At 41.1% G+C, this 12,876-nt stretch carries 10 protein-coding genes, 1 pseudogene and 1 other annotated feature; of the genes and pseudogenes, 1 reads left to right on the top strand and 10 read right to left on the bottom strand.

Annotated features, from left to right (window positions below):
- Positions 1 to 158 precede the first annotated feature (158 nt).
- On the bottom strand, positions 159 to 857 hold the full coding sequence (locus tag ACVR1G_RS06250; RefSeq protein WP_447452330.1) for a YoaK family protein: 699 nt from the start codon (positions 855 to 857) through the stop codon (positions 159 to 161).
- A 286-nt stretch (positions 858 to 1,143) separates the two neighbouring features.
- Here ACVR1G_RS06250 and ACVR1G_RS06245 point away from each other — a divergent pair, with 286 nt between their 5' ends.
- On the top strand, positions 1,144 to 2,601 hold the full coding sequence (locus ACVR1G_RS06245) for a KxYKxGKxW signal peptide domain-containing protein (protein WP_447452329.1): 1,458 nt from the start codon (positions 1,144 to 1,146) through the stop codon (positions 2,599 to 2,601).
- Between the two features lie 132 nt (positions 2,602 to 2,733).
- Here the strand turns inward: ACVR1G_RS06245 and ACVR1G_RS06240 are convergent, their stop codons facing one another.
- The 9 genes and pseudogenes from ACVR1G_RS06240 to thiI form a co-directional block, all read right to left on the bottom strand.
- Positions 2,734 to 6,993: a glycoside hydrolase family 70 protein gene (locus ACVR1G_RS06240; protein ID WP_447452328.1), complete on the bottom strand. Its 4,260-nt coding sequence runs from the start codon at positions 6,991 to 6,993 to the stop codon at positions 2,734 to 2,736.
- A gap of 425 nt (positions 6,994 to 7,418) precedes the next feature.
- Entirely contained in the window at positions 7,419 to 7,712 is a 294-nt protein-coding gene (gene rpmA, locus ACVR1G_RS06235) for a 50S ribosomal protein L27 (protein ID WP_447452327.1), read from the bottom strand.
- A gap of 23 nt (positions 7,713 to 7,735) precedes the next feature.
- Positions 7,736 to 8,068: a ribosomal-processing cysteine protease Prp gene (locus ACVR1G_RS06230; protein WP_447452326.1), complete on the bottom strand. Its 333-nt coding sequence runs from the start codon at positions 8,066 to 8,068 to the stop codon at positions 7,736 to 7,738.
- Between the two features lie 9 nt (positions 8,069 to 8,077).
- Entirely contained in the window at positions 8,078 to 8,392 is a 315-nt protein-coding gene (rplU, locus tag ACVR1G_RS06225) for a 50S ribosomal protein L21 (protein ID WP_447452325.1), read from the bottom strand.
- Positions 8,393 to 8,428: 36 nt separating this feature from the next.
- Positions 8,429 to 8,505: a sequence feature (ribosomal protein L21 leader region), on the bottom strand.
- Between the two features lie 63 nt (positions 8,506 to 8,568).
- Positions 8,569 to 9,156, bottom strand: a complete 588-nt coding sequence (locus tag ACVR1G_RS06220) for a TMEM175 family protein (protein ID WP_002264144.1) — start codon at positions 9,154 to 9,156, stop codon at positions 8,569 to 8,571.
- A 24-nt stretch (positions 9,157 to 9,180) separates the two neighbouring features.
- Positions 9,181 to 9,713 (bottom strand): annotated as a pseudogene (locus ACVR1G_RS06215) (GNAT family N-acetyltransferase).
- A 30-nt stretch (positions 9,714 to 9,743) separates the two neighbouring features.
- Positions 9,744 to 10,916 (bottom strand): CapA family protein, encoded by a 1,173-nt coding sequence (locus tag ACVR1G_RS06210; protein ID WP_447452324.1) that lies wholly within the window; start codon positions 10,914 to 10,916, stop codon positions 9,744 to 9,746.
- Positions 10,917 to 11,172: 256 nt separating this feature from the next.
- Positions 11,173 to 11,544 carry a GNAT family N-acetyltransferase gene (locus tag ACVR1G_RS06205; protein WP_447452323.1) on the bottom strand — a complete coding sequence of 124 codons (372 nt, stop codon included), beginning with the start codon at positions 11,542 to 11,544 and terminating at the stop codon, positions 11,173 to 11,175.
- An 87-nt stretch (positions 11,545 to 11,631) separates the two neighbouring features.
- The gene (gene thiI / locus ACVR1G_RS06200) at positions 11,632 to 12,846 is read right to left on the bottom strand and encodes a tRNA uracil 4-sulfurtransferase ThiI (protein ID WP_447452322.1); all 1,215 of its coding nucleotides are present in this window, start codon (positions 12,844 to 12,846) and stop codon (positions 11,632 to 11,634) included.
- Between the last annotated feature and the right edge of the window lie 30 nt (positions 12,847 to 12,876).

The raw sequence follows: 12,876 nt of genomic DNA, 5'->3' as shown, positions 1-12,876 counted from the left end.
GCTATCTAATGTTTGTCGGCATTGAGAAGTTTGCAATATAGGTTTTCTTCCATGCTACTTTTCTCCCTTAGGAAATTGACTCCCAGAACAAGCAAAAAAGAGGGAACCTAGTGCCTCCCTCCTATCTGTTGCATATGAGAAAATCATCTTACTGCAGGCTAGATATTATCCTTCTCCAATTGGTAAGCCTTAACCAAAGTTGTATAAACTACAACAATAGCCAAGAGTACGACAGTAACACACCAAATAGCATAGACATGAAATATATGTGTCAGTAAACCTGTTATGACAGCACCGCCAACAAAACTTCCTACCACAATACTATAATTAATCGCTTGGCGCCTAATTATTTCTTGCTCTCCCTTATTCCGCAAAAGATCAAACCAAGCAGTAATCATTTTATGGTAATTCCCAGATGTCATCATAATTACATAAGCATGATGCTCAATCTTCGTTCCTCTAAAGGTCAAAATCATTATCCCTGTGCTTGCTGCCAATAGGGAAATCCACACCAATTTATCAACAGGAAAGAGAGGGTATAGAAGACTGCTAAACAGCAGAGGGAGAACACCAAAACTACGCCAGTAAGCATTTTGGGCATGTTCTTTAAGCAAAATACCTAGCAAGAAGCCAAGTGTGAAGAAAGTTAGAGAAAGGATACTCGCAATTGTCTTTTCAGGCCTTCCCTGGCCCCAATTTGCAATCAGCAAAATAATGTTACCCGTCTGCGTTGCAATTAGAGTGCCAAATTCCATGTGCGAAAAGACATCCAAACAGCCTCCTACCGATCCCAGAAAGAAGGCCATTACACGAGTATCTTGTGGCATGACAGCTAATTTTCGAGCTGATTCTGTCATTAAGTCCTCCTATCTATCACCGGAATTACATAACCTATCTGCTATAACCACTTAGTACTATTTTACTCTTTTGCCTCTAAATTTTCAATAAACTTTTAGGAACGCTTTCACATAGTATTATTAAAGTTCAATTAGTTTTCTTGATAATGAACATTCTTGCAGAAAAGTTAGCTTTTTATCAACCAGATTACAAGTTGTAATCGTTTCAAAGTCTATAGTATCAAGCTTTCTTTGATATGGTACAATATTGGCGTCTTACAATATTATTGCGTAAGGAGGTTTAATTATGCAACGAAAGACAACTTATAAATTACATAAAGTTAAGAAACATTGGGTTACCATTGCTGGTACTGTTACAGCTGCTTCAATCGCCCTATTAGCTCAAAGTGGACAGGTTCAGGCAGATGAATCAGCTCAAGTTATTCCACAAGCAGCTTCAGATGCTATTGCAACTAAAGCTGATACTGCTCAATCTCAGACAGAAGAATCGGTTAATACTGCTGTGCAGACAGGTGAATCAACTCCAGAAGCACCATCGACAGAACAAGCTAAAGAACAGGAGTGGGTTCCTGTTGATCGTTCTCAAGATACACAAGCTGTGCCAGCCGAAAAATCAGCGTCTACTGAAAGCACTGAAACACCAGTCGTAACTCAGGTACCAAAGGACTTCCCAACGGTGGAGTTACCAGAAGGCCATTTGCCAGAAGAAAGCCCTTCTGCTACTAATAGCAAAGGTGCTAGTGATATTCCTGCCGATAAAGAACAAGCAGAGACTAACAGCGATCAAGATAATGAGGCTGCCGATGATTCAGCACAGGCGACTACGACGATTCAGGACAGTCACGTTATTGTAACGGAAGCTGGTCGTGCAACAGCCAACCAGACACATGACGGCTGGGTTAAAGATCGAAACACAGGGCAAACTTATTATTACCGAAATGGTCAAAAAGTCACATCCTCAATCACTGAAGGAAATAAAACTTATTACTTTGACCGTGATAGTGGTGCTCTTTTGACTAAGCATTGGTATCTTAGACATATTACTTCAGATTTTGATGCTTGGCTTTATCTTGGAGAAGATGGGGTAGCTGTTACCGGCTATCAGACTATTGAAGGGAAAAACTATTATTTCAATGAATACGGTAGTCAGATAAAAGGAATGGCTGAGGATACCAATGGAAAACCCGTGATGACCGATCTTAATACTGGAGTTATTTCACGTGTCGAATTTACACCAAAAACCTTCTACACCCCCGGCAGCAACAACTGGTATTATGTAGATGAAAACGGAGCTCTTGCCAAGGGTTGGAAAACTGTTAATGGGCAAAAGCTTTACTTTGATTCATCTGGTCGTCAGGCAAAAGGCGAAGTCGTAACTACCGATGGCAAGCTCTACTACTTCGATCAAGATACTGGTGAGATGTGGACCAACCGTTTTGTTGGCTACACCCACTATAGAAAGACGTCCGCTGCTCCAATCTATGGTGTCCCACAAAGAGTTTGGTACTACCTTACTGAAGATGGCTCTGCTGCTTCTGGTCTTGTAACTGTCAATGGGCAAACTCTCTTCTTTAGACCTAATACTCATGAACAAGTCAAGGGAGAAATGGTTAATACAGATCAAGGCCTGCGCTACTTTGACCCTGAAACAGGTGATGCTTGGCATGACCGTACCCATGTTGAAATCAAGGGTAAATACTACGATTTTGACAGCGAGGGTATTGCTCATGAAGTAACCGGCTAACTAATTGTATAACTGATTATTGATAAGTACAGTAGCCTAACCTACTTAAAAAAGTCCTTCTCCTAAATAGGAAGGACTTTTTTGTCTGTATAAAACTATTATAAGTTTTTGTACAAGTCTGCACAGTGACGATTAAAGACGGTAAGCAATACCTCTGTAATCAACATAGTACCAGCGACCATTTGCGGCTCTAACAGTACGATTATACACTTGTTCACCAGAGTCAGCATCGTAGAAACGATAATGACCATCACGGCCTCTGGCTACGTCACCTTTAACTTGTTGGCCATTTTCCTTGAAATAGAGACGTTGACCGTTGATTGTTTGAGCACCTGTTACAGCAGCACCATCACTTCCAAGGTAGTACCAGTTGCCAGCATTGTCAGAAGCAAATCGATTTGTCCATGCTTCGCCGCTGTCAGCATCATAATAGTGAGTTTTACCGTTTTTATCAGTTGCAAAGCCACCCTTAACTTGTTGGCCATTTTCCTTGAAATAGAGATGCTGACCTTTAATAGTATGAGCGCCTGTTACAGCTGTACCATCACTTCCAAGATAATACCAGTGACCTGATTTATCTGCGACAAAAGTATTGACCCTCATATCTCCGCTGTCAGCATCATAGAAGCGGAGTTTGCCATCATTACCAGTGACAAAATCACCTTTAACTTGCTGACCATTAGCTTCAAAATAGAGGTGTTGTTTACCAATAGTTTGAGCACCTGTTACAGCAGCACCATCTTTGCCAAGATAGTACCAGTGACCTGACTTATCTGAAATGAAAGTATTCATCAGAGCATTACCACTATGTTCATCGAAATAGCGAACTTTACCATCGCGAGCAACGATGATTTGCCCCTTGACTTGCATACCATCCTTCTCAAAGTACTGAATGTTACCATCAACAGTTGTCAATCCGATAGCCATCACGCCATTCTTAAAGTAACGCCATCCATTACCGAATTGTTGGTAGCCATTTTCATAACGTTTACCATCATTGCCGAAATAATATGTATTTCCTTCAGCATCAGTGTAAGTACTGTTACGCAGGGCAACACCATTTTCAAGGAAGAAATAGTTACCGCCGTTGATGTTTTGCGCACCATAGACCATATAACCATCTTTACCGAAGTAATAGAGGTTACCGCCTTCGTTGATAAAGCTGCCTTTGACTTGCTCACCAGTTGTACTTGAGTTATAGATATAACCTTTACCATCGTAACGGATACCAGCAGCAACTGATTTCCCAAGGAGAGCATTCGGCAAGAAGAGTTTATCTTTGTCTACATTGAAGTAACGGTCGGTAACTTGGTCACTGAGAACATAGTCTGAACCGCGTCCAAGGATATTGCTTCCGTTAAGGTATTTAGCAGACCATTGCGTAATTTTAGTTGATGGGTCAATTGCCTCACCTGTTGAGATTTGTTTTCTCTCAAAAATTTCAGGATATTTGGCTTGCAACTCATCCAAGAAAGCACCACCGTATTTAGCTTGATAATCATCTCCGCTACCTTTGGTATCCGTAACGTAGAGTGTATTCTTAATAGAACTACCGGCAGTTGGACGGCCAAATTTATCTGTACGTGTTACAGAAACGACTTCCTGTTTAGGGAAGGTGTACAGTTGGTCTGGAACCCAGTCTGCCATGACCTTAAGGCCTTTAGCATGCAGGGCCTTGATAGCTTTAACTAGGTGTTCTGCTGTACCATACTTATTGGCTTTCGACATACCAAGGTCATAGCGGTCAGTGAAGGCATAACCATTTTGGATAACCGAATCAAGGAACTGACCATCTGTGGATGATACATACTGAGGAGCCATCTCGAAGTCAGTAATACCCCATGATACGAATTTGTCAACATTGTTGGCGATGACAACGTTAGTGTACTCTTCTTCCTTAGTTGCAAAAGCTTGGAAGTTTGAGAAACCTTCGAACATAACGCGTGAATCCATAGCAGCATCTTGGTGAAGTGATTTACCATCAGTGCTTGCTGTTTCAGTAGCTGCTACACGGATATCCTGGTTAGCTGGTGCTCCGACTGGCACCCAGACTTGAAGGAAGCCAGAGACTTGAGGGTTAGCGACACCAACAAGATCGTCTTCTAGGAAGTACAAGTAGCCATTCTCATCTGTACGACGAGTCAAGCCAGCTTTAGCAGCATCAGCATCGGTAGCATATGTTGCGACGCCGTCCTTAGTTGAAACCATGAGAGCACGGTACTCTTGGTTAGCATGGGCAGCTCCCATATTAAGGGCAACAACTTGACCTTTATTCAACTTAAATCCAGGTTGGTTCCCCATAACAACACCAACACCAGAGGTACGGGTTGTAGCATCTCCCTTGTCTGTTGCTTTCAAAGCACCTTTACCAAAACGTACAGAGGTAAGGATTTCACCATTTCCAATGTTGTAGTTTTGCATGCGTTGTCCACCTGAAACGTACTTCATACGTGCTTTCAGGAGAGACTCAATCGCATTGTAGTTCACCGTTTTGTTAGCCATGTATTGGCCATCATCAGTAAACATATCTCCATAGTATACACGAGGGATTGAGCCCTTGTTTGTTAGGAGCAAGGTGTAAGAAAGAGGTACATTGTAATGCGTATATTTCTTATCAGTTTTCTTCAAGTCTTCGTTGTAGATCTTGAAGGCTTTATCAATTTCTTCTTGCGTAAATGAGTATCCGAATGAATTTGGATTAATTTCAGCTTTGATGATATCGCGAATCAAGTCCTGTACTTCACTATCGTGGGCACGAGCAAAGCTGTAGCTTGGAATTTCTTCAACTTCGCGTTCATCAAGTTCACGATCAACAACACTGTTGTGAATCAATGGATTCAAACCTGAACGGATATTAGTTGGCTTAGCCAATGACCAAAGCATTGACAAGCGGAACTTATTATCCATATTCATGAGGTTGTCGCCCTCATCATGAAGATATGGTGTATCGTTATCACTCCATGCTTCTACGATAGAGACGTGATCGTTGGCATTCTTATTATTTTGGTGAATCTTATAAGCTGATTTAAGGTAATCGCTAGAAATTTGCAATAAGTCTGCGTCAACGTTATCTACTGCGTCAACACGGATGGAATCAAAGTTGGCATCTGGATCGTTCGCATAGATGCTACCAAAATTAAGCAGATAATGAAGCCAGTTGAGCTGTTCTGCCTGTACAACTGGGTTTGAGTTATCCACATCATTTGCAAGGAGGTACTCATAACCACCGAGTGGGTCATTAGGATTATATTTATATTTAGAACTTAACTGACCAGTTTGCGAACTTGGTGTGCGATTAAGCAGACGGTAGCTCGACTGGGTATCTGGTGTTAAAGTGCTTTCATTATCAAAACGAAGAGCACCATTTTGCAAGTGATCATCGTAAGGCTTTTCACTTTCGCCATTCCACTGAGATTGCGTCTTGACAAAGGCAGAAATAGCTTCACGAAGCCACTTAGTATTTTGTTCTGAAGTAATTTTTTGCTCAATACGCACTTGTATAAGCTCAGCAGCACTTGCTAACTGTGCCTGACTTGCGGTATTTGAATAAGCCTTATCAATTCCCAGAACATTGTTCATGTAGTTGACATAGTTGCGTTTAGTTTCTGTGTCAGGCCACCATGCCATCAAGAGCGGGCGAAAATCGTCCTTAGTTGATTCTGTCCAAGTTTGACCATTTTTGAGGATTGATTTTGGACGGTACCAAGAATCAGCTGTCAGATAGTTATCAATAGCTTCAAAGTTTTCAGCTGCTGTACTGTAGGCACGGTTGTTGCTAGTAAAAGCAGTTTCCGCACGATTTAGTTCAGAGGTATTTCCAGCAGTGCTTTTCGATGTATCTTTGTAAGCACCATTTTCATCAAAATAAAGGATGGTGTCACCGACGCTAACAGCAAAGTTCTTTTTAACATTGCCATCTTCATCGTAATAATAATACTTGCCGTCCGCCTGTTTAACATTAGACAAAGAAGTTAAGGCTTCAGGAACTGCATTAGCTTGTTCTTGGGCCGCTACTGCTTTTGATTCAGTAAGGGCATCAGCCGATACTTCATGATTCGCATTAGCTGCGACATCCCATTGAACCGTTTCAGCACTGGTAGGAGTTTCAGCTTCATTTGCTTGTTCCGCTTGATTAGCAGCGGCCTCATCAGCAGCAACAGCTTGAGGCTGTTCAGATGTTGCTGTAGCAGGCAGGTCTTGGGCTTGAGCATCTTGCGCAGCATTAACCTGATCGCTAGCAACAACAGCCTGATTAGCTGTTTCTTCAGTTGTCTCATCGGCGCTGACACTTGAAGCACCTAAAGCTGAGACTAGCATTGTGGCAGAGGCTACAGAGACAGTTACCCATCTCTTTTTAACCTTATGCATCTTGTAATGTACATTCTTCTCCATGTATGGAGTCCTCCTAATTTGAAAATAAATCGCGCGCCTAAAATTTTAAAAGATTAAAAAATTTCAAGCGTCAAGTTATTTTAACATTTTTTACAAATTATTTCTAGTTATTTATAATTTTTATGAGAAATTTTTTATTGATATAATAGCTTTAGTTTTATTTTTTCAAAAAAACAGGATAATTTTCTGAAAAAATTAATTTTTGTTATCGCTTTCTTTTTTAACACCATATTACTATAAATCATTAAATGATTTCCCTACTATTTTCCTTTCATTATGACCGCTTAAGCGATTATTAGATCGTTTTTCGAGGGCAGTTACTGCTTCGCTTGTTATTACAAAGGCATTAAAACTTTTTTAGTATCAGTAAAAAATTACAAAGAAAAGACAGGCCCAATTGAGCCTGTCTTGAGTAAATAAATTAATTATTTTGCGATTGGGTAAACAGATACTTGTCTCTTATCGCGTCCTTTGCGTTCGAAACGAACAACACCTTCAACTTTAGCAAAGAGAGTATCGTCTCCACCACGGCCTACATTGGCACCAGGGTAGATATGAGTTCCGCGTTGACGGTAAAGAATTGAACCACCTGTTACCGTTTGACCATCAGCAGCTTTCGCACCAAGGCGCTTGCTTTCTGAGTCACGTCCGTTTGATGTAGAACCTCCACCTTTTTTGTGGGCGAAGTATTGCAAGTTAGAAAGATTAAGTTTAAGCATAATAATATCCTTTCGTTGAAAACTTATTGAATTGCGGGTTTGGCCACATATTCGGAAGAATTTTCAGCCAGATTTTCTAAGCCGATAACAACCGAAGCGAAGAGTGTCTGCCAGACCTGATCTTGATTAGGAGTCATCTCCTGCGGCTTAATCACACGCAAGAAGCCTCCGCTATCTGCTAATTCCAATTCTAGTTCCATACCGGTCAGATCTTCAACTGAATTAACAAAGTTGAGCGTCAGCATAGAAACCGAAGCACAGATCACATCAAAGCCATACTCACCGCTGCCAGCATGACCTGAAATTTTCATTTCTGACCAGCCACCAGCGTCTCTTGTAAAAGTTGCTTCAATCATGATTAGAAATTAAGCGTTGATCGCGTTGATAACAACTTTAGTATAAGGCTGACGATGACCTTGTTTGCGGTGGCTGCCTTTTTTAGGTTTGTATTTAAAAGTAACAACCTTCTTTTGTTTTCCTTGTTTTTCAACAGTTCCAACAACAGTAGCCCCTTCAACAACTGGAGTACCAACCTTAGTTGCTTCTCCACCAACAAGAACAACTTGATCAAATGTTACTTCTGCTCCAGCTTCAGCGTCAAGTTTTTCAACATAGATTGCTTGACCAACTTCAACTTTAACTTGTTTTCCGCCAGTTTTGATGATTGCGTATGTGCTCATTATGCACCTCCTATAAGATTTTTTGTTCGAGGAAATTCCTCTGTGAAGACTCGCCTAAATCGTGAGCGCCAATCGCTACTTATCCAACGATTTTCGTGCGGTTGCACAGGATGTGCATATAGTCAACTTTTATAGTATAGCATAGTCACTTAGGTATTTCAAGGAGTACAGTTAATTTATTTAGCTTTTTTCTCTTCAGTAATCGAATTAGGAAAAACAATAGCCAAAGAAACAAATAGAACAGTATACATCATAGCCGATGGCCAAATGGTCAAACTTAAAAACAATCCTAAAGTTTTCAAAAACATATCAAGTTTTAGCCATCGACTCTTTTTGACAGAGAAAGTTTGGATGGCTTCTGCCTTTTGGTTTTCCTTAATATGCGAAAGATCACTCTGCATCCACAAATTTGAACAAGATATCGCTATCACAATAATACCATAAAAGGACTGAGCAGCTGAATTATTGAAATCACTTGCAACCAGATTAGTGGCATAAGGAAAAAAAGAAGAGAAAAACAGCATTAATAAAGACTGCCAAACTGTTTTATTGGAAATACTTTTAATATCATGCCAATTACGATGCAATAAAACCCACATGGCCCCTAACCAAAAGAAGGAAATAGTATAGGCAAAGAAATTCATTCGTAACTGCCATAGATTTTCCCAAGAAATAGGGTTTGGTTTCTTTAATTCTAAAACTAAGATTGTCATGATAATAGCCAGTATAGCATCTGTAAACGCAGCTAAACGTTCCTTTGTCATTGTAAACCTCTCTCATTATGTTTCCTACTGTACTGTTATTGGCACTAAGCCCAGAACCGCTCTTTTGACTAATTTTTGAAAACGTTCTAAATCAATACTCTGTTCCGTAGTCAATATCTGATATCGCTCCTGCCCCTCGTAATAGTAATGAGATGTCAGTTGGTATCCATTGCGCTCATAAAAGGACAGCCGCTGTCTTCTTTGTTCACTATTGGCGCATCTTTCTCGACAGGCTCTATCGTTAAAATAAGCGGTTTTCTTCCAGCATATTCACGAATCTGTGCTAATATCATACTGCCATATCCTTTGGAGCGAACTGACCCATTAACAGCTAAAAAAAGGATAAACACCTGCTCCTTAGATTCAATAATATAAGCAAAACCAACAAAGCGTTCCTTATCATAATAGGCATAGCAAGTCACCAGAGAGCGCAAGCTATTTAGCAGCAAGCAAAAATAAGGAAAGCGCTCACGAGGTGGAAAAGCTGAAAGATATAATCTTTTAACATCATGATAAGCTTTACTAAAAAACTTCACTTTTTGCTGAGCTAAAGTCATTGATTCCCTTTCTTATCAACCATATCTTTGCTACCATTTTAAATTCACCAATTCCTTCATTTCTTTATAGGCTGTATCAACCTTCTCTTTCATGGCACTATCTAATTTATGACGGTATTTGCCGCCTTCGATAAAATCTTCTAAAATCAAGACTCGGTAATCCTTATACTCGTAACCTTCTGAACCTATTTGCCCCTTGCTCCAAGACCAGACCATGGTTGGATGGGCTTTAACCGTTTTAATATTTGTTTTGCCAGCTTTCTTTTCAAAAGTGACATCCATGAGCAAACCACGTTCGGTCCAAATATCATCAACTGTTTCTTGATTTTGGTTGGAGATAAAATTTCCCATAGAATAGATGATAAATTTCTTTTGTCCATCCTTATGCAAGGTCTCTGCTGGTTCCACCACATGGGGGTGACCGCCGAAAATGACATCAGCTCCCCATTCAACCATCTTATGATATAGACTCCTTTGTTCATCGGTCGGAGTCCGCTGATACTCCACTCCCATCTGCGGCATTACAATAGTGACATCTGCCTCTTTCTCCGCTTCCTTTAGTTCCGACTTGATTTGCTTTTTGTCAAGATCAGATAAGTGCTTTTGATAATCACTTTTGCTGACATTGGCTTCCATGCCATTATAACCGTAAGAATAGCCCAAAATAGCTATTTTAATCCCATTAACCTTTTTTATAAGAAAGGGCTCTTTGCGACGATTTTTCTGATAAATGCCGATAGTATCTATTCCTAAATCGTTGAAGGTTCGAGCTGTTTCAAGTGCGCCATCCAAATTAGAATCTAAGATATGATTGTGTGCTAAATCGACAACGTCATAGCCTGTTTCTTTCATAGTATCAGCTATGCTTTTTGGAGCATTAAATAGGGGATAGCCAGCTAAGGGGTGGTCAGCGCTAATTGTTCCCTCGTAGTCTCCTAGTGCTAGATCCGCATCGGAGATCCAGTCTTTGACATACTGAAAGTAAGGGGCAAAATCATAAGAGCCATCTGTCTGCCGGGCACTCATATAGAGAATATCATGGATCAAAATATCACCATTAGCAACCACACGAGCAGTTTGAACAGAGGAGGCCTTGGACTTCCCCTGCATCTTGATAACATCGTGAAGAGCTCCAAAAGCTAAAATGGCTAAAATCAGGGTCAGACAGATTAGGCTGGCCTTAGGGATTGAGTTCTTTTTCATTTTGGTCCTCCTTGCCCACCATTATATCATGATTGCGCTTCCATAAAAAGAGGTCGTTAATATGATTTTTGAAGGACTGATAAAAACAACCAACCTTCCCAATGACAGTGCTTATAGCCATGCCTAAGAAAGGTTGGTTATCTTTTTTAATGATCAATAGTTTCCACTCTGACCTTAATCCTAGCTGCTTCAATCTGCTTAGCTAGTTAACAAAATCTTCAATGAGCACATTGGAACGGCTAGCCATAACTTGATACTACTGGCTGTCTTCGTAGTAATAATAAGGGATCAAGTGGTAGTCGTTGGCTTGATAAAAGGCGAGGCGGCGCAGGCGCTGAGAGTAATTGCCTGCACTCGTATCCAAAGGCTCAATCACTAGGATACAGGGGCAGTCTCCAGCCTTTTGGGCTACTGCCTTAAGGATAGTACTGCCATAGCCTTTTGAGCGCAGGTCTTTCGGAACAGCTAAGAATAAGAGATAATAGACCTTGTCCGACTTCAGACTGTAAGTAAAGCCGCAAAAGTTACCCCTGTCAAAATAAGCTGTAAAGTCAGCATATCCACCCACAAGGCAGTTTATCAGCCAAGAAAGTGGCAGACGTTCCCACCTCTGGGAAGGCAGATTCATAGAGCTTCTTAGCTATTTGAAGATATTTGGAATCGGACGCAAGAGAAACTTCAGATAGACGCTTTACCTTCTTCTGTACTGGTTTTGTCACAGCAGATCCTCGATCAGTTCGTCGACAGCATCATTTTCCCCTTCTGGGGTAATCTCAGAAACCGTAATGCCTTTAACAGCACGCTCAATGAGGCCCTCAACGTCCAAGCGAGCCTCGTATTGCTCAACATTTTTGATTTTAGGATTAGTTTTAGGGCGGTCAGGTGCAAAAATGGTGCAGCAATCTTCAAAAGGCTGTATAGAAATCTCAAAGGTATCGATTTGCTGAGCAATGTCAATAATTTCCAGCTTATCCATAGTAACCACTGGACGGATAACAGGAGTTGTCGTCACCGCATTAATAGCCTGCATTGACTCTAAGGTTTGACTGGCAACCTGTCCGAGACTTTCGCCATTTATGATGACCAAACCATGGCGTTGCTCACGAATCCGATCGGTAATTCGCATCATAAAGCGACGTGTTAGGGTCATGAGGTAAGCTTCGGGTGCTTTTTCCTTAATTTCTTCCTGAATTTCCGTAAAGGGAACTTCAATAAACTGGATATTACCGCCGAACTTTGTCAGTTTACGTGTCAAATCATGAGCTTTTTTAAGGGCGCCCGGACTGGTGTAAGGAGGACTGGCAAAATGAACCGCTTCAATATCTACTCCTCGCTTGAGAGACAAATAACCCGCTACAGGTGAATCAATACCACCTGAGAGCATGAGCATTCCCTTACCAGCTGTGCCAACTGGCAGACCCCCAGCTCCCTTGATTTCTTCGTGAGAGATATAAGCCGCTTCATCACGGATTTCTACCTTGAGGGTAATATCAGGCTTTTTCATCTGGGCCTCTATAGCAGGGAGGACATCAAAGACAGCTCCACCAAGATCTTGATTGAGCTCACGACTGTCCAAGGCAAACTTGTGATCACTGCGTTTGCTGGCAACCTTGAAGGTCAGGCCCTCATGGTAGAGGTCAGTCATAATATCTTGAACAGCCTTCCGCAGGGTTGGCATATCCTTTTCTAACTTATAAACTGGCGAAAAAGCCTGGATCCCAAAAATTTGCCTGAGACTTTCTGCAACGGGATAGTAGTCAGTCCCATTGAGGAAAACGTGACCACGGTCGCGGTCAGCTGTTACCTTGACATCAGGATAGATCGCAAGGACATCCTCAATATTGCGCTTGAGTTTATTGATGAAACGCATGCGATTTTTCCCTTTAGTCGAAAGCTCACCGTAGCGAATCATAATTTCAGAATACTGCATATAATCTTTCAAAAGTCCGACGATCAACTG

The organism is Streptococcus dentasini (genome assembly GCF_053206945.1).
This window is presented reverse-complemented; position numbering and strand designations above follow the sequence as displayed.